The organism is Stenotrophomonas sp. YJH_SMC_69, assembly GCF_059370495.1.
Window position 1 is genome coordinate 66,644 of the sequence record NZ_JCAFTS010000002.1, and the last position, 21,894, is coordinate 88,537.

A 21,894-nucleotide genomic window follows, 5' to 3' on the forward strand; every position below is an offset into this window, starting at 1 on the left:
GGCGGTACAGGCCGACGCTAGCAGGGGTTGCTTGAATGATGCCTGTCGGCGCCCGCTTGCGGTAGAGCCAGGTCATGCCTGGCTGCACGCTACAACCGTTCGAACCCGAACAGCGATTCCAGCGCATGCCTGCGCCGCTCGATCCGGGCCCGCAGCAGCTGGGCGCCGATCATCGAATAAGTGATGCCGTTGCCGCCGTAGGCCATGGCGAAATGGACCCGCGGTCCCCACTGCGCGTGCGGGCCGAAGAAGGGCAGGCCGTCGGCGGTTTCGGCGAAGGTGCCGGCCCAGGAAAAGGCGGGTATCGGATCCAGTCGCGGGAACCAGTGCCGCAGCTGCTTCATCAGCTTGCCGGCCTTGCCATCAACGCGCCGGTCGCGCCGGGCGGGGATATCGATGGCGTCGTCCAGCCCACCCACCAGCAGGCGGCGGTCGCCGGTGGCGCGCAGGTACAGGTACGGGCGGGCGCTTTCCCACACCATCGTGTTGCGCAGCCTGCCGAGCACGTCCGCTTCGATGGGATCGGTGATGAAGGCATAGCTGCTGCGGTTGCGCGCAACCCGCTGTTCCAGCCACGTCTGGTTGGCATAGCCCATGGCCAGGACCACGTGGCGGGCACGGACCGTGGCGCCGGCCTCGGTCATCGCGGTGACGCCCTGCGCGCCAGGCTTGAGCGTGTGCAGCACGGTGCGGTCGTGCACATGGCCGCCGCGGCGGCGCACTCGTTTGAGCAGGCCGTAGGTGAGACAGTAGGGATCGACCCGCGCCGCCTGGCGGGTCAGCAGGGCGCCGCCGGCATCCACGTCGAAACGCTCGCGAAGCGCTTCGCGGTCCAGCCAGCGGGCATCCAGGCCGATGCTGCGCCGCGCCTCACCTTCGGCCATCAGGCGCGGCACGTCGCGATGGCGGCTGGCCAGGTACAGGCTGTCCATGCGCTGGAAATCCACGTCCTTCAACCCGCGTGCCACTTCGCCCAGTGCCGGGATTGCCTCCGCGCAGGCCCGGTACGCCCGTGCTGCGGCGTCTTGCCCGTAGCGTTCGGCCAGTTCGAGCAGATGGGTATCGATCTCGTACTGCAGCAGCGCGGTGCTGGCCGCCGTGCTGCCCCAGCCGATGTCACGCTGCTCGATCACGGCCACGTCATGGCCATGGTGGGACAGCTCGTCGGCAATCAGCGCGCCGGTGATGCCGCCACCGACCACCAGCACATCGCAGCGCAGATCCTTCTCCAGCGGGGGGAACGCCTGGATCAGTCCGTTGCGTACGGCCCACCACGGGTAACCGCTTTTCAGGTCCATGCGTGCGTGGGGCTCAGGCTGTGGGTTTGCCGGTATGTGGCGTCTGGATCAGTTCGGACAGATCGAAGCCCTGCAGGCGGGCCGCCGCCAGATAATGGTCCTGCACGGTCGCGTCCAGGCGCGGCTCGCGCGCCAGCAGCCACAGGTACTTGCGATCCGGGCTGCCGACCAGCGACACGCTGTAGTCCGGGGCGATCTGGATCACCCAGTAGTCGCCCTTGGCGAACGGCAGCCAGCGCAGGCCCTTGGGCAGGAAGCTGACCTCCAGCCGCGCGCTGTCGTTGTCGACAGCGCAGGCCTCGCCGGTGGCCTCTTCGATCTCGCCGTCCATGCGGCAGCGGTTGGTGACGCCGACGTTGCCGTTGTCGAGCAGGGTGTAGTGCGCCGATACGTCGGTGCAGCCTTCCGGCTCGTGGCGCATCGGCAGGCGTGCGATCTCGTACCAGGTGCCCAGGTAGCGCGGCAGCTTGAGGTCGGCGACGGTTTTCAGCGGCGGGTGCTCGGTCATCGGCGGTCGTGGCAGGGGTGGGCCTCCACGATGCCGATGGCCTTGCCATGGGCGGGTGAAGCCGGGGCGATGGCCGTGTCCAGAACGTTCCGTCGCCCCGGCGGAGCGCCCGTTGTCACCGGCCTGGGGGTATCCTGCCGCCAGCGCCGTGTTTTCCTGATCCAACCGAGGTGGAGGTGCCGATGTACCAGGTGATCCTGTTGAAGAGTGAATCTGCGTTCGCGCGCGAACAGTGGCCGCAGGTCGACGAACTGGTCGACTACGAAGGTGTGAGTTACAGCCTGCGCGCCGGCCCGCGCCAGCCGCTGCCGACCGACCACGACTGGCACCCGGTGGCGGTGTACGCGCCCGATGAGATCACCGAGGAAGAGTTCCAGGACTGGTATGCGCTGCAGCAGCCGACGGTGGAAGAGCTTCGGCTGAAGTACTGATGCGCGACGCTGGCGGGGCCGCCCATCCGGCCTTGACCGGCTCTGCCGTATAGTCGCGCGCAGGCGCGGTGGTCCGCGCGAACCGGTGTGGCTGCGTGTCTTCTTTCCTGCGATCGATCCGTGCACGGGGGCCCTGGTGGGTCCTGCTGCTGTGCACCGCCTTCCTGCTGTCCGCGCCGGTGCTGGCGCAGGATGAGGACCCCACGCCGAAGCAGCAGCTGGCGGATATCGATTCCAGCCTGAAGGATGTGGAGCGCAAGCGTGGCGATGCAGAAGCCACCGAGACGCTGGCGATGCTGTCCGAGAATGCCTCGCAGGCACGGCGCGATGCCGAGGCGCTGGAAAAGGCGCTGCAGCCGCAGCTGGACCGACTCAACGAACAGCTGGCGCAGCTGGGAACGCCGGCAGAAGGGGCCGCTGAGCCGCCGGAGCTGGCGGCGCAACGGCGCACCCTCACCAAACAGCGTGACGGCCTGGCCGCTTCGGTGGTGCAGGCCAAGGCCAGTGCCGTGCGTGCGCAGCAGCTGGCGGCGGACATCGAGCAGCAGCGAGCCGCGCAACGCACGGAAGAACTGGGCCAGAAGGTGGCCTCGCCGTTGTCGCCCGCGCTGTGGAGCAAGGTGGCCGAGCGTCTGCCGATCGATATCGCGCGGGTTGCGCCATTGGCCGGGCAGGGCCGCGATGCGCTGGTCGCCGGTATCCGCGCCCATGGCTGGGGCACGCCGTTGCTGGGCCTGCTGGCCGCGCTGGTGATGATGTTCCCACTGCGGCTGTGGCTGCGCAGGCTGGGGCGCCGTTTTGCTGCGTCCGAACGTGCGCCTGATGGTCGACTGCGCCGGTCCGGCCTGGCCATGTGGCTGCTGCTGGTGGGCACGCTGCTGCCCGGTTACGCCGTGGTGGTGCTGATGGCGGCGCTGGATGCCATCGATGGAATCGCGCCGCGCCTGCAGGTGGTGGCCGACGGCCTGGAGACCGCAACGTTCCGCGCGGCCTTCATCGCCGCACTCAGCGCCTGCCTGCTGGTGCCCAAGCGCCCGTCGTGGCGGCTGTTGAACCTGGACGACACCGCCGCGCTGAAGCTGCGCAAGTACGCCTGGGGCGCGGCGGCGCTGGCCTGGCTGAGCACGGTGCTGGTGGCCCTGGACCAGGCCACGCGCACCAGCGACGTCACCACGGTGGCGCTGGACGGACTGATTGCGCTGACTTACCTCGGCCTGATCATGGCCATGCTGGTGACCCTGGCGCGCCTGCATCGCCGGCAGACCGCCGAGGCCGAGGCCAAGCTGGAAGCGCAGGCCGATGGCGTGGGTGCAGCCACGCCGGTGCGCCGCAGCAGCTGGCTGGTACTGGCCCGGGTAGCGGGTAACATCGCGGTGGTGGCCGCCATCATTGCCACATTGCTGGGCTACCTGAATTTCGCCAAGTTCGTGAACCAGCAATTGATCGGCGGCAGCATCGTGGTGTTGGCCGCGACGTTGCTGTTCAAGTTCGTCGATGACCTGAGCACGTGGATGCTCAACGCCGACAGCAAGGTCGGCCAGACCATCCTGCTCAGCACCGGCCTGAGCGTATCGCGGCTGGAACAGGCGGGCGTGCTGCTGTCGGCAGCGCTGCGTACCATCGTCGTACTGATCGCGCTGCTGGCGCTGGTGGCACCGTTCGGCAACATCGGCGCGGTGGTGGAGCGCTTTACTTCACTGTTCACGACCGGATTCGATATCGGTGGCACCAAGCTCGCACCGGCGGGGATCGTGTTGGCGGTACTGGCGCTGCTGGCCGGCCTGGCGATCACCCAGCTGGTGCAGCGCTGGCTGACCGACACCTACCTGCCCAAGACCGAGCTGGACCTGGGCGCGCGCAATTCAGTGAGTACCGTTGCCCGATACGTGGGCATCATCATCGCGGTGATCTGGGCGCTGTCGGCGATGGGGCTGCAGCTGAGCAAGCTGGCCCTGCTGGTCAGCGCACTGTCGGTGGGTATTGGCTTCGGCCTGCAGGTGATCACCCAGAACTTCGTCTCCGGCCTGATCCTGCTTGCCGAGCGCCCGGTGAAGATCGGCGACTGGGTGAAGCTGGGTGACCAGGAGGGCGACATCCGCCGCATCAGCCTGCGATCGACCGAGATCCAGGTGGGCGACAAGTCGACGCTGATCGTGCCCAACTCCGAGCTGGTCACCAAGACCGTGCGCAACATGACGATGGGCAACAACCAGGGCCGCATCCAGATCCAGTTCGCGGTGCCGCCCAGCACTGATGTCGGCAACCTGCGGCAGGCGCTGCTGGATGCGTACACCGCGCACACCAACGTGCTGAAGCAGCCGGCGCCGACGGTCTACATCGACAGCATTGCCGGTGGCCAGATCACCATCAACAGTTTCGCGTACGTGGCCAGCCCGCGACAGGTGTATGCAACCCGCAGCGATCTGTACTTCAGCCTGCTGCAGATCCTGGCCGAGCGGAACATTCCGCTGTCGACCCCGACCGACATCCACATCATCCGCGACCCGCAGGAGTAGGGGTTGTTTTGCAGGGCTGCGCCCTGCACCCCCAGTAGTGCCGGCCGCTGGCCGGCAACTTCAACAGCAACAGCGACAGCTGATTTCCTGCGGGATGGCGGGGTGGGTCCGGTTGCGGGAGACGCCGTAAACCCCCAGGCCGGCCCAGCCGCTGGCGGCTGTGCGTTCGGGCGCTTGCGAAGCAGTGCTTCGCAAGCAAAGCGCCATCACCCATGGGGGCTTGGCCGCGGCATCCATGCCGCGGACACTCCCGCGATCGGACCCACCCCGCCTTCGACAGTTTCCCGCGATCTGTCGGAAATGCTCTTGGGGTCAGATCCGTTTTCCGGAGGAAAACGGATCTGACCCCATCTTGATTTTCGATATCTGACAGAGTGTGTCGACCAAGGTCGACACTGCCCCGCCAAACCACGGATTGCACGCTGTTGCCGTTGCTTCTGAGGTTGCCGGCCAGCGGCCGGCACTACCACGGGTGCAGGGCGCAGCCCTGCAAAGAACCCTATCCCCGTGGTCGGCTGCGCGAGGGCACCAGTGCGAACGTATCCACCGCCAGCTTCTCGGCATGGTTCAACCACGCGCGGATCTCCAGATCATCCACTTCGTGGTCCAGCCCGAACGACACGTTGATCTTGCCGTCGGCATCGGGCTGCACCCACTGCTGGGCCAGCACCACCTTGCGCTGCGAGGACACCGCCTCGATCCAGAAACCGCGATCCGGGCGCGTGCTCGCCACCAGCTGCAGCATGTACTGGCCGGCACGGGTGCGGCGGCCCTTCTGGGTGATCATGTGCGCCTGGCGCACGCTCGGGCGCGGGCCCTGGAATGCGTCCAGCGGTGCATCGACCGCGATGCCGCCGCGCAGGTCATTGTCGCGGTACAGCTTGATGCCGTTGTCGCGGTTGACGAGCAGCGCACACCAGTCGCCGTCGGCCGAGCCGTCCTCGAATGCGGTGCAGCGATCAACATAGGCCAGCGTGTTGTCCGGATCCGCGTCATCGAACTGGCGCGAGGTGTTCTCCAGGTAGACCGACTTCAGCCCCCAGTCCTTGTCGTACTCCAGCAGCACCGGCGGCTGCACGTGCTGCAGGCCGACTACTACCTGGTCATCGCCATCGATCTTCAGTTCGCGGGTCGGTTCGCCCAGCCACAGTGAGCGGGCGAAGGCCAGGTACTGCGGGTAGTCGCGGCCACCATCGCGCCGGGCCGCCACGCTGGCGCTGGGTGCGCGTTGGCTGTCGATCAACGAGCGGCCAAAGCCCATCGTCTTCAGGTTCGGGTCCAGCAGGCTGAGCAGGGTGGCACCCGAATCCAGGGTGGTGCCGGCGTCGGCGCTGAGCTGCTGCGGGGTAATGCCATCGCCCAGGAACAGCAGCAGGTTCTCGCGCTTCTGCCGGGTCAGGATGTGGGTCAGATCGTTGGGCATCGCCAGGTGGTCGGAGGCGATCACGATCAGCGTGTCCTTGCCGTACGGGCTGGCCTGGATGCGCTGCACCAGCTGCGAGATCAGCCGGTCGCTGCACTTGAGCGCGTTGAGCATGTTGATGTTGCCGTACTGGCTCTGGTAGCGCTCGCCCTTGCACGATACCGGCAGGTGGCCCGCCGGGTGGTGGGTGTCCATGGTCAACGTGGTCAGCATGAACGGTGAACCGGCGCGCGAGAGCTGTTCGAAGCGCTGGTAAGCGGTGTCCAGCAGCACGTCGTCGTGCACGCCCCAGGCCGAGTAGTGGATGCGGCCGATCTTCTTCTGCTGCTTGAACCAAGCGAGGTCATGCACTTCATCGAAACCGTGGCTGGCCAGGAACTGGCCCTTGCCGGCGAACTGGCCGTTGGCACCCCCCAGATAGTGGTTGGTGTAGCCCTGCTGCTTCAGGTAGTCGCCCAGGCAGACCGCCTTGGGCAGGAAGCTGCCCATGCGGTCCATGCTGTTTTCATCGCCCTGCGAGGTGGTCAGCGGCACGCCGCACATCGACGACACCAGGCCGGCGATGGTCCAGCCGCTGCCTTCGGCCGAGGCCAGCCCACGCACGTCCAGCGACTCGGACGCCAGGCGGTTGAGGTTGGGCATCAGGCCGGGAAACACGGCCTCGTCCAGATAGGTGCGTTCCAGGCTTTCGCCGTAGATCCAGACGATGTTGCGCGGGCGCTGCAGCGGCTGCGTCGGCACCTGGTACTCAGGGGCGATGCGGGCGAAGTCGACCGGGCGCAGCTGCTGGTACAGGCGCTGGCCGTCACGGGCCAGCGGGCTGATCATGATCGTGGCCACCCACACGGCCGCGAAACCGGCGAACAACGCGCCACCGTGGCCGGGCCGGCGCCAGCGCTTCACCCGTGTGGCGAACAGTGGCAGCAGCGAGACCAGCGCCAACACGATGAAGCCGGCGATGTAGCCCTTGAAGTCGGAGACACCGGCACCTTCCATGTCGGCGCCGAGGTGGTACAGGGTGGCGGCATTGAGCCCATCACCGGACAGCTTGTCGATCAGCCACCACGCGCTGAGCATCAGCAGCAGCAGCGAGAACGCGCCGGCCTTCCACCACACCCACTTGTCGGACGCGAGGAACAACCAGCACAACAGCAACAACGACAGCAGCAGTATCCAGAGCATAGGCAGCTTCGGCAGTGACGGGGTGGTGGTGATGGACGTCGTACCGACGCGTGTCCATCCGACCGGCGCTGCCGCAAGCACATGCATGTGACAGGCCGATGACCCGATAGTGCATGCACGAACCTGACTGAAATGTTTGTTGAAATGACGCGCGCGTAATCGCGCTCAGAAGGTAAAACGAGCGTGAAAGGGGTAGCTGGATTGCATTAAAAACTGCATGAATACGGGCGTTTTCGTCGATGCGCTAGCGATGCCCGCGTTCTTCGCGTGCCCGCGCACGACGGTCGAACAGCAATGCACTGGTTACGATGCCCAGGCCGAGCACCACGCCGATGAACAACAGGATCAGGGCGATGAGCGGGTAACCGAACAGGTGCCAGCCGGTGTCGATCCTCATCATCATCGCGGCGGCCATGATCAATGCGGCGCTGATGATGCCGGCCGCCACGCGGTTGGCGATCTTCTGCAGGTTCTCCATCAGCCGCGATTCTTCCAGGCCGGTGACCTTCATCTGCAGGCGGTTCTCGGCCAGCAGCGCCATGATGTCCGACAGCTTGCGCGGCCCATCACGCAGCAGCTGCTGCAGCTCCATCGCCTCGCTGGCGATGTTGGCTGCAGACAGCGACTTCTTCAGGCGCGCACGCATCACGTGCTGCAGCTGGCGCTCGACGATGCGGCGCGTGTCCAGCTCTGGCGCCAGCAGCCGGCACACGGTTTCCAGGTTGAGCAGGGCCTTGCCGAGCAGGCTCAGTTCCGGCGGCGTGCGCAGGCCGCAGGCGGTGGCGATGCGCACCATGTCCAGCACCACGCGGCCTTCGGAGAAGCTGCCACTGGCCGCATAGCGCGCGATCAGCTGACCGGTTTCGCGCAGGTAGCGCTCTTCATCGAAGGCCTCCAGCCGCGTGCTGATACTGATCAGGTCATCGGCCACTTCCTCGCCACGGCCGTCGACCGCCGCGAACAGGATCTTCAGCAGACGCTCGCGCAGGCGCGGCGGCATGTGCGCGACCATGCCCAGGTCGAAGATCGCCAGCCGGCCGTCGGGCATCACCCGCAGGTTGCCCGGGTGCGGGTCTGCATGGATCTCGCCATGCACGAAGATCTGGTCCAGGTAGCCGCGGATCAGCGCCGCCGCCAATGGGTCCATGTCCTGCTCGGTGCGGCGTACGCCGGAGATCGCATCCACGCGCACGCCGGTGGCAAGCTCCATCGTCAGCACGCGCTGGCTGCTGTAGTCCCAGATCGGCTGCGGCACCCACAACCGGCGGAACGGCCGCAGGTGCCGTCCGAAGCGCGCCAGGTTCTCGGCCTCGGCGTGGTAATCCAGCTCCTGCATCAGGGTCTTGGCGAACTCGTTGAGCCAGTCGCGCAGGCGCACGCGGCGTCCGACCTGGGTCAGGTGATCGGCGGCCAGCGCGAAGCTGCGCAGTGCCTCCAGGTCCGAGCGCAGCTGTGCGGCCACTTCGGGCTTCTGCACTTTCACCGCCACCTGGCGGCCATCGTGCAGCACCGCGCGATGTACCTGCGCGATCGAAGCACAGCCCAACGGCTCGGGATCGAACGAGGCAAACAGCTTGTTCACCCCTACGCCCAGTTCCTGCTCGATGATCGCGTGGATGCGCTCGACCGGGATCGGCGCCACCTTCTCCTGCATGCGCTCCAGCGCCGTGGCGAACTCCACCGGCACCATGTCCGGCCGCGTGGACAGCATCTGGCCCAGCTTGACGAAGGTCGGCCCCAACGCTTCCAGGTCGCTGACGAACTGTTCCGGATTGCCGTCGGCGGGCACGTCGGCCTGGTTGCTTGCCGCATCCAGGTTCATGCCCGAGAACACGCCCGAATGGCGGTAGCGCATCAGCAGGCGCAGGATCTGGCTGCGCCGGCTCATGCCTTTGACCAGCGGGGGATTGCCATTGGCGGCGGACGGATTGCTCAAGCGGGACTCCCATGCGACGAAGACAGGTAGCGCCGGCTGCGGGCCGGCAATGTCCGGATTCCGCAGTGTCGCCGGGGGGCGGTGGGCATGCGGTGAACCCGGTGTCTTCCGCAGTCCACACCGGATCGGTCAGAATCCGCCTATTCCCTTTCTTGGACGCCCCATGGCCGGTGCCAGCCTGTTCGCCCTGCTCGACGATATCGCCACCCTGCTCGACGATGTCTCGGTGCTGACCAAGGTCGCCGCGAAGAAGACCGCCGGCGTGCTCGGTGACGATCTGGCGCTGAACGCGCAGCAGGTCACCGGGGTCAACGCCAACCGCGAACTGCCGGTGGTGTGGGCGGTGGCCAAGGGCTCGCTGGTCAACAAGGTGATCCTGGTGCCGGCGGCCCTGGCGATCAGTGCGCTGGAAGCCTGGCTGCACAGCCGCGGCTGGAACGTGCCCCTGATCGTGCCGCTGATGATGATCGGTGGTGCCTTCCTGTGCTTCGAGGGCGTGGAGAAGCTGGCGCACCGCTTCCTGCATTCGGCCGACGACGATGCCGAGCGCCAGACCGAACGCCGCAAGGCGCTGGCCGACGCGCAGGTGGACATGGTCGCGTGGGAGAAGGACAAGGTGAAGGGTGCGATCCGCACCGACTTCATCCTTTCGGCCGAGATCATCGTACTGACCCTGGGCGTGGTCGCCACCGCATCGTTCACCAACCAGCTGGTCACGCTGGCCGTGGTTGCACTGGCGATGACGGTCTTCGTCTATGGGCTGGTGGCGGGCATCGTCAAGCTGGATGACGTGGGCCTGTACCTGTCGCGCAAGGGTGGGGCTGTTGCCGCCTTCGGTCGCGGCCTGGTCGCGTCGGCACCGTGGCTGATGAAGTTCCTTTCGGTGGCCGGCACCATTGCCATGTTCCTGGTCGGCGGCGGCATCCTGGTGCACAACGTGCCGGCGCTGCACCACGCGGTGCAGGCGCTGGGCGGCGAGGGCCAGTGGGGCTGGCTGGTCAGCGCGGCGGGCAACATGGTGGTGGGCATCATCGCCGGCGCCATCGTGCTGGCGGCGGTGACCGGGTTCCAGAAGCTGCGCGGCAAGTAGTCACCGGCAGGTTCCCCGGTAGAGGCCGACCTTGGTCGGCGCTTTGTTTCCCACGCGTGCCAACCAAGGTTGGCACCTACCAAAGCGGTTCAAGGTGGTCGGCATCGTCGCCGGCGGGTTCCCCGGTAGAGGTCGACCTTGGTCGGCGCTTTGTTTCCTGCGTGTGCCAACCAAGGTTGGCACCCACCAAAGCGGTTCAGGGTGGTCGGGATCATCGCCGGCGGGTCGCCGGGTAGAGGCCGACCTTGGTCGGCGCTTTGTTTCTGCGTGTGCCAACCAAGGTTGGCACCTACCAACGTAGTTTGCTGCGGGCCGGACGGTCAGCCTGCCTGCACGCGGTTCTTGCCCTGTCGCTTGGCGGCATACAGCGCGTCGTCCGCGCGCCGCAGCAGGGTTTCGGTGTCGTCGCCGGGTTGCCATTGCGCCAGCCCGGCACTGAAATGCACCGGTACGCGCCGGTCCTGCACGGTCAGCACGCGATGCGCCAGTGAACGCTGAAGGCGCTGCACCGTGGCCATGCTGTCGGCGCCCTGGGTTTCCGGCAGCACCAGTACGAACTCGTCGCCGCCCAGCCGCGCGATGCCATCGGTGGCGCGCAGCAGCAGCTTGCAGACGGCCACCAGGTGCTGCAGCAGTGCGTCGCCACCGGCATGACCATGTGCATCGTTGGTCTGGTGGAAATCATCCAGATCGATCACCGCCACGCCCAGCGGCGAGTTGTTGCGTGCGGCACGGGCCAGCTCGCGTTGCAGCAGTTCGTCCAGGCCACGGCGGTTCAGCGCCTGGGTCAGTGGATCGATGCGTGCCAGGTCACCGGCCGCGCGCAGTTCCTGCTCCAGCTCGGCGATGCGCTGCTCGGCACGCTCCACTTCCTGCCGTGCGTTGGCCAGGTGATCGCGCGCCTGCGCGGCCTGCTGCTGCACCTTGCCGGTGTCGCGCATCACGTCCTGCAGAAGCTGGTTGAGGTCGGCGATGCTGCGCGCCTCGCGCAGCTGCAGCGCATAGCTGCCGATGCGATCGTGGTATTCGCCGGTGCTGGTGGCCATGCCATCCATGCGCTCGATGAACTCGCCCATCAGCCCGCGCATCGCCGCCTTCGAATCGTCGATGCCCTGGCGCAGCAGGCCCTGCTTGTAGATCACTTCGCGCAGTTCGGCGCGGGTGCGCTCGACCGCCTCAGCTTCCAACGGCCCGTCCAGCAGCTGGCGCACCGCGGCGATCTGGCCCTGCAGCCAGCTGCGGTCATCCAGCAGCTCGCTCACGTTCTCCAGCAGCAGCGCGAACAGCTCCAGCAGCAGCGCCTGCTGCTCCTGCCAGCTCTCGGCACGCACGCCGACCTGGTGGCCAAGTTCGCGCACGCCCTGCTCGATCGGTTCCAGCGCCGTGCCTGGCTGCCACTGGCGCAGGTGCATGGCCAGTGCCTGCGCCTGTTCGCGCAGGTCCGGGTCGTGCTGCAGCAGCGCCACCACCGCGCCGCCCAGCAGCAGCCGCAGCTGCTCGGACAGGCGCAGGCTTTCGGGTTGCCCATCCGGCGAATGCTGTTCGATGGTGCGGATGTACTTGTCGATCAACTGCCGCATCGCGCGCCCGTAGCGCGGCCAATCGGCGCTGGCCTGCGCCGACTGCAGGCGGTCGCCCATGTCGCCCAGCTCGCCGGGCAGGGTGGCCATGCCGTTGGCGAACGCGGCCAGCAGCGGTTCCGGCGCGTCGGCGCCTGCGAACAGCTGCTGCAGCGCCACGCCACCGCCGCCCTGCAGCACCACGCGGTCGCCCAGCCCATCGTCCACCACCGCGCGCACGCGTGCCGGCGGCCCAAGGGCGGTACCGGGGGCAGGGCGGTGGTCGGGCTGGTCCGTCATGGAGCGAATCCTGGGGGCTGGCAGGGACTGGTTCCAGCATATCGGCGCGGCCGCCGACGGCTTGAACGGCTAGGATGGGCGACAGGATGCCGCAGTGGAGGTGGTGATGCGCGTGATGTTGCTGGGGGCGACCGGCCTGGTCGGTGGGCTGACCCTGCCCCGGCTGCTGGACGACCCGCGCTGCAGCGCCGTGATCGCCCCGACCCGTCGCCCGTTGGGCGCAGCCCACGGGAAGCTGGAGAACCCGGTACTGGCCTTCGATGCGCTGCCCGCCGCCGCCGGGTGGGCGGGCGTGGACGCGGTCATCTGCGCGCTCGGCAGCACCATTGCCCAGGCTGGCAGCCGCGAGGCCTTCCATCGCATCGACCATGATTACCCGCTGGCGTTCGCCCGTCTGGCGCAGGCGAAGGGTGCGCAGACCTATGTGCTGAATTCCGCAGCCGGTGCCGATCCGCGGTCGTCGATCTTCTACAGCCGGGTGAAGGGTGAATTGGAGCGCGATCTGCGCGCGCTGGGCTTCACCTCGTTGACCCTGGTCCGCCCAGGGTTGATCGGTGGCGAGCGCAACGAGGTGCGGCGCGGTGAGCGTCTCGCGCTGAAGGTGCTGGGCGTGCTGGGGCCGGTACTGCCACGGGCGTGGCGGATCAACCCGGCCAGCGAGATCGCCAAGGCGCTGGTCGAGGCCGCGCTGGCCCCGCAACCGGGTGAGCACGTGGTGGCATCGAGCGCACTGGCCGGCTGATGTCGCGTGCGCTGCGCCTGACCCAGCTCCAACAGCTGCTGCGCCGCCATCGGCGGCCGGTGGCCGGCCAGGTGCTGGCCGACGCGCTGGGAGTCAGCCTGCGCACGCTGTACCGCGATATCGAAACCCTGCGCGAGCAGGGCGCCGACCTGCGCGGCGAGGCCGGCGTCGGCTACCAGCTGACGCCGAGCGATACCCTGCCGCCGATGACCCTGCCACCGGCCGAGATCGACGCACTGGTGCTGGGCCTGCGCTGGGTTGCGGCCCGTACCGAACCCGCGTTGGCCGAAGCCGCACGCGATGCCCTGGCGCGTATCGCCCATGTGTTGCCCGCAGCGCGGCGCGAGGCCCTGCGTGACAGTGGCCTGCGGGTGGGCCCTTCGCGTGCGGCGGCCAAGGTTCCCCCAGCTCGTCTGCAGGCCGTGCGAGAGGCTGTCGGTTCACAGCAGCGCCTGAAGTTCGGCTACGAGGACGCGCACGGCCAGCGCAGCGAGCGCATCGTCTGGCCGTTCGCGCTGGGCTACTTCGATGAGGTGCCGATGCTTGCGGCGTGGTGTGAGCGCCGCGAGGATTTTCGCCATTTCCGCCTGGATCGCATCCGCCAGGTGCGCGTGCTGGAGGAGCACTACCTCGTACCACGCGCCACGCTGCTGCGGCGCTGGCAGAAGGCGCAGGGCATCGCGCCGGACTGGCTGGATCGTTCGTAGCGTCGGGCCTGCTCGACTGCTGCTGCGTTCTGCTTCCTGCCTCTGGGGGAGGGCGGCCTTCGCACTTTGCTCCTGGTAGGGGGCGAGCTTGCTCGACCGCCTTTGATCTTCGCGAACAGCAGTCGAGCAAGCTCGACCTCTACCAGGGCAGTGGCAACGGCAGTCGAGCAAGCTCGACCTCTACCAGGGCAGGAGCGACGGCAGTAGAGCACGCTCGCCGCTACTGACAGAATCTGTCAGCAGGGCCGTACCACCATGATCGCTCCCAACAACGGAGCTTCCCCATGTTCACGCCCAGCACCCTGCTGCAGTACGTGCGCGACGTCGCCACCAGCGCCACCTTCTACAGCGGCATCCTCGGCAAACCGCCGGTCGAGCAGTCGCCTGGCTTCGCCCTGTTCCTGCTCGGCGATGGCGCCGCACTCGGCCTGTGGCAACGCGATGACGTGCAACCGCCGGTGTCTGCGCAGGCAGGCGCCGCCGAACTGGCGATGGTGGTCGCAAACCCCGAGGCCGTGCAGCAGATGCACGATGCGTGGCGTGGGCTCGGCGTGCAGATCCTGCAGTCGCCGGTGACGCTGGAGTTCGGCCACACCTTCGTCGGTGCCGACCCTGATGGCCACCGGCTGCGTGTGTACAGCCGCGCCGAAGGCATGGTCGCGCGCGATTGATCGCCCGCATTGTGTAGATCCACGCCATGCGTGGATGCCGGAAAAAAAACGCCGGGCAATGCCCGGCGTTCTCTCCAAGTCATGTGCCAACCAACGGTTGGCACCCACCGGTCAGGTGGCCGATCAGCTGGCCAGTGCCAGGTCGTCCATCATCGCGCGCAGGAAGCGGGCAGCTTCACCACCCGTGGCTGCGCGGTGGTCGAAGGTGACCGACAGCGGGATCACCTTGTGCGCTTCCACGCCGCCCATCACCGGGGTCATCTGGTGGCGGGCACGGCCGGCACCGACGATGGCCACGCACGGCGGCACCACGACCGGGGTCGCGTAGCGGCCGGCGAACATGCCGAAGTTGGACAGCGAGATGGTGTAGCCACTCAGTTCCGACGCCGCGATCGAACGCGATTCCACCTGCTCGCGCAGGCGGTTGACGCCTTCGCGGATGCCGCGTGCGTCGAGCATGTCGGCGTTGCGCAGGGCCGGCACGAACAGGCCGTCGTCGGTGTCCACGGCGATGCCGATGTCCACCTGCGCGTGCAGGGTACGGGTCAGCGCTTCACCGTCGAACCAGGCGTTCATCGCCGGCACCTTCTGCGCGGCGACCACGATCGAACGCACCAGGCGCGCGGTGACGTCGTTGCCCGGCAGCCAGGCGTGGATGTCGGCGTCGTCGTTCAGCGTGGTCGGCACGACCTTGCTGTGCGCATCGGCCATCACGCGTGCCATGTTGCGGCGCACGCCCTTCAGCGGTTCCGGCTGGCCCTTGGCGACCACGCCCGGCGGCTGGGTACGCATCGGCTTGCCGGCGGCGGACAGCGGGGTGCGGGCTTCGCTCTGCACCGGGGCAGACACCTGCGCCGGGGCCGGCGCGGCATAGGCAGCAGCGGCAACCGGTGCCGGAGCAGCGCCGAGCTTGGCGCTGCCGTTGGCGGCAGCCTGCTTGACGTCGGCCATGGTGACCGCGCCATCGGTGCCGGTAGCGGCCACGCGGCTCAGGTCCACGCCCAGCTTGCGCGCCATCGCACGCACGGCCGGCACGGCCTTGACGCCACCGACGGCCAGCGCCTGTTCGGCATGCACGGCATTGGAGCTCTGCATCGCGCCGACCACGGTACCGGCGTCATCGCGCTCGGCCGCGGCGGGCTTGGCCTCCTCGGCGGCAACCGGAGCGGCCGCAGCCGGCAGCGGCGGCGGGGTCGGTGCGGCCGCCGGTGCAGCGTGGCCATGGCTGTGGCCGGTGTCCTGGCCATCGGCTCGCTGCGGCAGGTTCGGGTCCAGTTCGAAGCTGGCCAGCACCGAGCCGGTCGGGATGATGTCGCCGGCGCCGCCGGACAGCTTCAGCACCTTGCCGGAGAACGGCGAGGGCACTTCCACCACGGCCTTGGCGGTCTCCATCGACACCAGCGGCTCGTCCAGCTTGATCACATCGCCTTCCTTGACGAACCACTCGACGATGGTCGCGTCCGGCAGGCCTTCGCCCAGGTCGGGCAGGTTGAAGTTCTTGGTCTGGCTCATTTGCAGTTCTCTTCCAGCAGTTCCAGTTCGCGGGCCGGCAGCCAGCCCGTCGCGCCATTGGCGCGCTCGGACCACCACCACCCGCCGTGTTCGTGATGAAGCTTCACCATCTCGCCGCTTTCCACATCCAGCTCGCGGGCGTCGTAGTCGCACAGCGCTTCGGCGCGACCCTCGTCCAGCAGCTGCAACCAGGCGATGGGCGCCCATCCAGCGCGCCCATCGTTGGTGCGTACCCAGGCAAACGCCGGCCATTCCTCGTCACGGACACCTACTTCGACGATCTGGCCGGTGCGGAACCGGAGCGGGTTGGGATACTGGCTGCGGTAAGCCCCCAGAAGGCGGGCCCGCATGTCAGCCGGCCGCCACCGCGCGCTTGGCCGCAGCCACGATCCGCTCAACGCTCGGCAGGTACTTCATTTCCAGGCGGAACAGCGGAATGTGGGTGTCGTAGCCAGTGACGCGCTCGACCGGTGCCAGCAGGTCGTAGATCGATTCCTCGGCCAGGCGCGCGGCGATCTCGGCGCCGAAGCCCGCGGTCTTCGGGGCCTCCTGCACGATCACGCAGCGGCCGGTCTTGGCCACCGATTCGGCGATGGTGGCGAAGTCCAGCGGACGCAGCGTGGCCACGTCGATGACTTCGGCACTGATGCCTTCGCCGGCCAGCTTGTCCGCCGCTTCCAGCGCTTCCTTCACCTGCGCGCCCCAGGTCACCAGGGTCACGTCGGTGCCGTCGCGCAGCACGAAGCAGACGTCCAGCGGCAAGGCTTCGCCGTCGTTGACGACCACTTCCTTGTACTGGCGGTAGATGCGCTTGGGCTCCATGTAGATCACCGGATCCGGCTCACGGATCGCGGCCAGCAGCAGGCCATAGGCACGCTGCGGCGACGACGGCAGCACCACGCGCAGGCCCGGCACGTTGGTGAAGATCGCCTCGTTGGCTTCGCTGTGGTGTTCCGGCGCGCGGATGCCACCGCCCCACGGCACGCGCAGCACCATCGGGCAGTGCAGGCGGCCACGCGTGCGGTAACGCAGGCGTGCCGCGTGGCAGACGATATGGTCGACCATCGGGTACATGAAGCCGTCGAACTGGGCTTCGGCCACCGGCTTCATGCCCTGTGCGGCCAGGCCGATGGTCAGGCCGGCGATGGTGGTTTCGTCCAGCGGGGTATCGAGGATGCGGTCCGAGCCGAAGCGCTGCTGCAGCCCGGCGGTGGCGCGGAACACGCCGCCGTTGACGCCCACGTCCTCGCCCAGCACCAGCACCGACGGGTCGTGTTCCAGCTCCCAGGCCAGCGCCTGGGTGATGGCTTCGATGAGGGTGATCGGGGTGGTGGTCATGCTCTCTTCTCCGCGCGCGACCGCAGCGCTGTCGGCGGCGTTGGTGTGCGCGCCGGGCGCGCCGTTCTTGATCTCATCCATGGCGCTTCTCCAGGGCGATCGCCTGGGCACGCTGGGCCAGCAGGTCCGGCGGCGGATCGGCATACAGGAAGTCGAACATCGCCTCGACCGGCTGCACCGGCGTGTTGAGGTACAGGTTCACTTCCTCGTCCACGCGCTTGCCGCACTCGGCGACCCAGGCGCTTTCCTCATCCTCGCTCCACGCACCGGCGTTGATCAGGTACTTGCGCAGGCGCAGCATCGGCTCGCGCTGCCAGGCATCCTTCACTTCGGCGTCGTCGCGGTAGCGGCGCGCGTCATCGGCGGTGGTGTGGTCGGACAGGCGGTAAGTCATCAGTTCCAGCACGGTGCCACCGTCGCCGGCCAGCGCACGTTCGCGCGCCTGCTCCATGGCAGCCAGCACGGCGATCAGGTCGTTGCCGTCCACCTGCAGGCAGTGCAGGCCGCCAGCCAGGCCCTTCTGCGCCAGCGTTTCGGCACCGGTCTGGGCCGAACGCGGGACCGAGATGGCCCAGCCGTTGTTGACGATGCACAGGATCAGCGGGAGCTTGTAGGCGCCGGCCGAATTCAGTGCCGCGTAGAAGTCGGTCTTGGAGCTGCCGCCGTCGCCGCACACCGCCACGGCGATCTGCGGTTCCTTGTTGAGCTTGAACTTCAGCGCGGCGCCTGCGGCATGCAGGCACTGGGTGGAGATCGGCACGCAGAACGGGAAGTCCTTGGCCGCGTTGCCGCCGTAATCGTTGCCGCGTTCGTCGCCGCCCCAGTACATCAGCACGTCGTGCGGGCGCACGCCACGCATGAACATCGCGCCATACTCGCGGTACGAAGGCGCGAACACGTCGTCCTTCTGCATCGCCGCGCCGATACCCACGTGCGCGGCTTCGTGGCCCAGGCAGGCGGCATAGGTGCCCAGCTTGCCGGTGCGCTGCAGTGCGATGGATTTGCTGTCGAACGTACGTACGAACAGCATCTGCTTGAACAGCGGTACCAGGACCTGGGGGTCGCGCAGCGACGCGGGCAGGTCATCGCGGACGAGTTTGCCGTCCGTATCCAGGTACTGCAGGTATTCGATCTTGAATTCAGCGGCAACCGTCATTGCGTACTGCACCTTCGACAGAGAAGTTACAAATGATATGAATCGCCATGTTAAGGAACGCGTACGGAATAGCCTTCCTGCGCCGCAACACGGCAACGCCCTGTTTTACCCCTGCCGGCGGGTGGGGGGCCAATAACAACAACGTATTCAGTCGTTGCTGCAAAGCATCAGAATACGCCTCTGGCTGACCGCTGGCGCAACGAACCGATCGGTTCCACGCGCAGGCCCCGCATCGGCCAATGCTCCACGGGGCACCGCACGCCCCGGTATGGACCCGGCGGCTGCCAGCGCGGCGGCAACGCGCTACCCTTGCCGCCCCCGATCTGGTCCCGCCCATGTCTGTCGACAACAACCAACGCGATCTCGAAGCCGGCATCCACACCGACCTGCAGGGACGCCTGACCTACGGCGGCTACCTGCGGCTGGACCAGCTGCTCAGCGCGCAGCAGCCGCTGTCCAACCCGCCGCACCACGATGAGATGCTCTTCATCATCCAGCACCAGACCTCGGAGCTGTGGCTGAAGCTGCTCGGCCACGAACTGCGTGCGGCGATCGGCTTCCTGCAGCGCGATGAAGTCTGGCAGTGCCGCAAGGTGCTGGCGCGCAGCAAGCAGGTGCTGCGCCAGCTCACCGAGCAGTGGTCGGTGCTGGAAACGCTGACCCCGTCCGAATACATGGGTTTCCGCGACGTGCTGGGCCCGTCTTCGGGCTTCCAGTCGCTGCAGTACCGCTACATCGAGTTCCTGCTGGGCAACAAGAACGCGCAGATGCTGCAGGTGTTCGAGCACGACCCGGCCGGGCAGGCGCAGCTGCGCATCGTGCTGGAGGCGCCGAGCCTGTACGAGGAATTCCTGAAGTACCTGGCCCGCTTCGGCCATGCCGTGCCGGCGGTGTACGAATCCCACGACTGGACCCAGCCGCACGTGGCTGACGACGCGCTGCAGCCGGTCTTCGAGCGCATCTACCAGGACACCGACCGCTACTGGCGCGAGTACGCGCTGTGCGAGGACCTGGTGGACCTGGAGACCGCCTTCCAGCTGTGGCGATTCCGACACATGCGCACGGTGATGCGCGTGATCGGCTTCAAGCGCGGCACCGGCGGCTCGTCCGGCGTGGGCTTCCTGGCCAAGGCGCTGGAGCTGACCTTCTTCCCCGAACTGTTCCAGGTGCGCACCAGCCTGCAGGCGGCACCCCCGGCAGAACTGGGCTGACCCCCATTCAGCTTGGACCCCGGCCATTGGCTGGATCGTTTCAGATGCAAGTTCAGCGAGCAGGCTGGCACCTGCCTCAAACGGCGTGTATTTGACGTGAACGGCAGAAGTCGGTGATCCTCGCGCGTTGCTCCAACTGCACAGCGGACGTGCTCGTCATCCACCGAACCAGGAAATCCGCATGAGCGTAAACGCCACTGCGAACACCCCAGAGCCGGCGCTGCCGGACTTCAAGACCACGCTGGGCCACCCGCGCCCGTTGTGGATGCTGTTCATGACCGAGTTCTGGGAGCGCTTTGCGTTCTACGGCATCCGCTGGGCGTTGGTGCTGTACATCGTCGCCCAGTTCTACAACGGCAGCGCTGCCGGTGAAGGCGACGCCAGCCGCATCTATGGCGCCTACCTGGCCCTGGTATACGCCGCGGCGATCTTCGGTGGCTACGTGGCCGACCGGGTACTGGGCTACCAGCGCTCGATCCTGACCGGCGCGATCATCATGGCCGCCGGCCTGTTCATGATCTCGCTGCCGCAGGAGCACATCTTCAAGCTTGGCCTGGCCACGATCATCGTAGGCAACGGCCTGTTCAAGCCCAACATCTCGACCATGGTCGGCAAGCTGTACGGCCTGAAGGACGAGCGCCGCGACTCCGGCTTCACCATCTTCTACATGGGCATCAACATCGGCGCGATGATCGCCCCGGTGCTGACCGAGTACCTGGCCCGCAAGGTGTTCGGTACCGACGCGATGCCGTCCTACAAGGTCGTGTTCATCGCCTCGGGCGTGGGCATGCTGATCTCGCTGGTGTGGTTCTACATCGGTCGCGCCGGCCTGAAGGGCATCGGTGCACCGCCGGCCGGCGCTGAAGGCTTCGGCCGCATCATCATGGTGCTGGCCGGTGCCGTGGTCGCCATCCCGGTGGCGTACTTCCTGCTGGCTACCGGCGCCACCGCGCTGGCCTGGATCCTGGGTGCGATGTTCACCGCGCTGGCCATCCTGCTGCTGGTCGAGGGCGTCCGCGAAGGCAAGGTGCAGCGCGACCGCGTGATCGCCATGCTGATCATCTTCGCCTTCAACGTGATGTTCTGGATGTTCTTCGAACAGGCCGGCAGCTCGTTCACCTTCCTGGCCGAGAACATCGTCAACCGCCAGTTCGGTGACTGGACCTTCCCGACCGCGTGGTTCCAGTCGGTCAACTCGGTGGCGATCATCACCCTGGCCCCGGTCATTGCCTGGATCTGGGTGGCCATGGGCCGCGCCAATCCGTCCATCCCGCGCAAGTTCGGCCTGGGCCTGCTGTTCAACGGCGCCGCCTTCGCGCTGCTGATGTTCGCCCTGTCGCAGATGGTCGTGGACGGCAAGATCCCGTTCTGGACCCTGTTCATGGTCTACGTCATCCAGTCGGTGGGTGAGCTGTGCCTGTCGCCGATCGGCCTGTCGATGGTGACCAAGCTGGCCCCGGTGCGCCTGGTCGGCTTCGGCATGGGTGGCTGGTTCCTGTCCACCGGCATCGGCAACAACCTGTCGGGCATCTTCGCCGGCGTGGTCAGTGGTGAAGGCGGCATGACGGTCGAGTCGGCCCTGAAGGGGTATACCTTCGGGTTCTGGGCCCTGATCGGCTCCGGCGTGGTGCTGTTCCTGATTGCCCCGCTGATCAACAAGCTGATGCACGGCGTCAAGTAATGATGAGAGGGTAGAAGGCATGCGCAGCAAGCTCGGTGGTGCAATGGTGGTGGTCTGTGCGGCGCTGATCGGCGCCTGTTCGCAACCGCAACCGCCTGCCGCCGCCGAGCCCACGCAGCCCCTGGATACCCGACCCACCGAGCCACCGGTTGCTGACCCCAGCGAACCGGTGGCCTCGGGCAACACCCCGGTGGCGGCGGACATCGCCGCCATCGCCGGGCTCGGCGCGCAGTTCGACCCGGCCCGCAACCCCGCCGACGACCTGGCCACCGCCAAGGTGGAAGCCCAGCGTGGCAAGAAGCGGATCCTGCTGGAGGTCGGCAACGCCGCCTGTGAGCGCTGCCGGGCGCTGGACGACGTGGTGGAAGGCAACGGCGACCTGCGTCGCTTCCGCGATGCCCACTACGTGTGGGTGAAGGTCAACGCCAGCGACGAGCAGCCCAACACCGCCTTCTTCGCCCAGTACCCGGTGATGGCGCGCGACTACCCGTACCTGCTGGTGCTCGATGCAGATGGCGGCCTGCTGGTATCGCAGGCCACCGGCGAGCTGCGCAGGGGCGAGGCGTTCCAGCCTGCGCGTGTGAGTGCCTTCCTCAAGCAGTGGGCGCCTACCGTTGGTCGGCACTGAGGCGC

The 21,894-nt window shown here is 67.3% G+C and carries 17 protein-coding genes and 1 pseudogene; 9 read left to right on the top strand and 9 right to left on the bottom strand.

What is annotated here, in order from left to right:
* Positions 1–89: 89 nt before the first annotated feature.
* Positions 90–1,298: an NAD(P)/FAD-dependent oxidoreductase gene (locus AC5P8F_RS03400; protein ID WP_197605372.1), complete on the bottom strand. Its 1,209-nt coding sequence runs from the start codon at positions 1,296–1,298 to the stop codon at positions 90–92.
* A 13-nt stretch (positions 1,299–1,311) separates the two neighbouring features.
* Positions 1,312–1,806, bottom strand: a complete 495-nt coding sequence (locus AC5P8F_RS03405; RefSeq protein ID WP_032958822.1) for a lipocalin family protein — start codon at positions 1,804–1,806, stop codon at positions 1,312–1,314.
* 182 nt (positions 1,807–1,988) lie between these two features.
* Here AC5P8F_RS03405 and AC5P8F_RS03410 point away from each other — a divergent pair, with 182 nt between their 5' ends.
* Together AC5P8F_RS03410 and AC5P8F_RS03415 are read left to right on the top strand one after the other, a co-directional pair.
* Entirely contained in the window at positions 1,989–2,237 is a 249-nt protein-coding gene (locus AC5P8F_RS03410) for a hypothetical protein (RefSeq protein ID WP_014648700.1), read from the top strand.
* A 95-nt stretch (positions 2,238–2,332) separates the two neighbouring features.
* Entirely contained in the window at positions 2,333–4,753 is a 2,421-nt protein-coding gene (locus AC5P8F_RS03415) for a DUF3772 domain-containing protein (RefSeq protein WP_032958823.1), read from the top strand.
* Between the two features lie 499 nt (positions 4,754–5,252).
* Here the strand turns inward: AC5P8F_RS03415 and AC5P8F_RS03420 are convergent, their stop codons facing one another.
* Both AC5P8F_RS03420 and AC5P8F_RS03425 read right to left on the bottom strand, forming a co-directional pair.
* The gene (locus AC5P8F_RS03420) at positions 5,253–7,358 is read right to left on the bottom strand and encodes a phosphoglycerol transferase I (RefSeq protein WP_126411443.1); all 2,106 of its coding nucleotides are present in this window, start codon (positions 7,356–7,358) and stop codon (positions 5,253–5,255) included.
* A gap of 244 nt (positions 7,359–7,602) precedes the next feature.
* Positions 7,603–9,252 (bottom strand): annotated as a pseudogene (locus AC5P8F_RS03425) (ABC1 kinase family protein); the annotation flags it as partial.
* Between the two features lie 205 nt (positions 9,253–9,457).
* On the opposite strand from AC5P8F_RS03425, the gene AC5P8F_RS03430 reads away from it, so the two are divergent.
* Entirely contained in the window at positions 9,458–10,384 is a 927-nt protein-coding gene (locus tag AC5P8F_RS03430; RefSeq protein ID WP_014648696.1) for a DUF808 domain-containing protein, read from the top strand.
* Between the two features lie 320 nt (positions 10,385–10,704).
* On the opposite strand, the gene AC5P8F_RS03435 is transcribed toward AC5P8F_RS03430, so the two are convergent.
* Positions 10,705–12,243, bottom strand: coding sequence for a GGDEF domain-containing protein (locus AC5P8F_RS03435; RefSeq protein WP_014648695.1), 1,539 nt, complete (start codon positions 12,241–12,243; stop codon positions 10,705–10,707).
* A 106-nt stretch (positions 12,244–12,349) separates the two neighbouring features.
* Here AC5P8F_RS03435 and AC5P8F_RS03440 point away from each other — a divergent pair, with 106 nt between their 5' ends.
* The 3 genes from AC5P8F_RS03440 to AC5P8F_RS03450 all read left to right on the top strand — a co-directional run bounded on the left by AC5P8F_RS03440 (position 12,350) and on the right by AC5P8F_RS03450 (position 14,363).
* Positions 12,350–12,985: a Rossmann-fold NAD(P)-binding domain-containing protein gene (locus AC5P8F_RS03440; RefSeq protein WP_172617726.1), complete on the top strand. Its 636-nt coding sequence runs from the start codon at positions 12,350–12,352 to the stop codon at positions 12,983–12,985.
* Positions 12,985–13,692, top strand: coding sequence for a helix-turn-helix transcriptional regulator (locus AC5P8F_RS03445; protein ID WP_014648693.1), 708 nt, complete (start codon positions 12,985–12,987; stop codon positions 13,690–13,692). The genes AC5P8F_RS03440 and AC5P8F_RS03445 overlap by 1 nt, the downstream gene beginning before the upstream one ends.
* A gap of 284 nt (positions 13,693–13,976) precedes the next feature.
* Positions 13,977–14,363: a VOC family protein gene (locus tag AC5P8F_RS03450; protein ID WP_014648692.1), complete on the top strand. Its 387-nt coding sequence runs from the start codon at positions 13,977–13,979 to the stop codon at positions 14,361–14,363.
* 123 nt (positions 14,364–14,486) lie between these two features.
* Here AC5P8F_RS03450 and AC5P8F_RS03455 read toward each other — a convergent pair whose 3' ends face one another.
* Genes AC5P8F_RS03455 through pdhA form a run of 4 tightly spaced genes read right to left on the bottom strand, consistent with a single transcriptional unit; the run spans position 14,487 to position 18,369 of the window.
* Complete coding sequence (locus tag AC5P8F_RS03455) at positions 14,487–15,875, bottom strand: dihydrolipoamide acetyltransferase family protein (protein ID WP_046432903.1); 1,389 nt, start codon at positions 15,873–15,875, stop codon at positions 14,487–14,489.
* Positions 15,872–16,225: an SH3 domain-containing protein gene (locus tag AC5P8F_RS03460; RefSeq protein WP_012512332.1), complete on the bottom strand. Its 354-nt coding sequence runs from the start codon at positions 16,223–16,225 to the stop codon at positions 15,872–15,874. The genes AC5P8F_RS03455 and AC5P8F_RS03460 overlap by 4 nt, the downstream gene beginning before the upstream one ends.
* Before the next feature lies 1 nt (position 16,226).
* Positions 16,227–17,294, bottom strand: a complete 1,068-nt coding sequence (locus AC5P8F_RS03465) for an alpha-ketoacid dehydrogenase subunit beta (protein ID WP_005414714.1) — start codon at positions 17,292–17,294, stop codon at positions 16,227–16,229.
* Positions 17,287–18,369 (bottom strand): pyruvate dehydrogenase (acetyl-transferring) E1 component subunit alpha, encoded by a 1,083-nt coding sequence (pdhA, locus tag AC5P8F_RS03470; protein ID WP_111205880.1) that lies wholly within the window; start codon positions 18,367–18,369, stop codon positions 17,287–17,289. Before pdhA ends, AC5P8F_RS03465 begins: the two co-directional genes overlap by 8 nt.
* Positions 18,370–18,704: 335 nt before the next feature.
* Here pdhA and AC5P8F_RS03475 point away from each other — a divergent pair, with 335 nt between their 5' ends.
* The 3 genes from AC5P8F_RS03475 (at position 18,705) to AC5P8F_RS03485 (ending at position 21,889) form a co-directional block, all read left to right on the top strand.
* Complete coding sequence (locus AC5P8F_RS03475; protein ID WP_014648689.1) at positions 18,705–19,580, top strand: tryptophan 2,3-dioxygenase; 876 nt, start codon at positions 18,705–18,707, stop codon at positions 19,578–19,580.
* Positions 19,581–19,761: 181 nt separating this feature from the next.
* Entirely contained in the window at positions 19,762–21,261 is a 1,500-nt protein-coding gene (locus AC5P8F_RS03480; RefSeq protein WP_014648688.1) for a peptide MFS transporter, read from the top strand.
* A gap of 19 nt (positions 21,262–21,280) precedes the next feature.
* Positions 21,281–21,889 (top strand): thioredoxin family protein, encoded by a 609-nt coding sequence (locus AC5P8F_RS03485; protein WP_046432898.1) that lies wholly within the window; start codon positions 21,281–21,283, stop codon positions 21,887–21,889.
* The last annotated feature ends 5 nt before the right edge of the window (positions 21,890–21,894 follow it).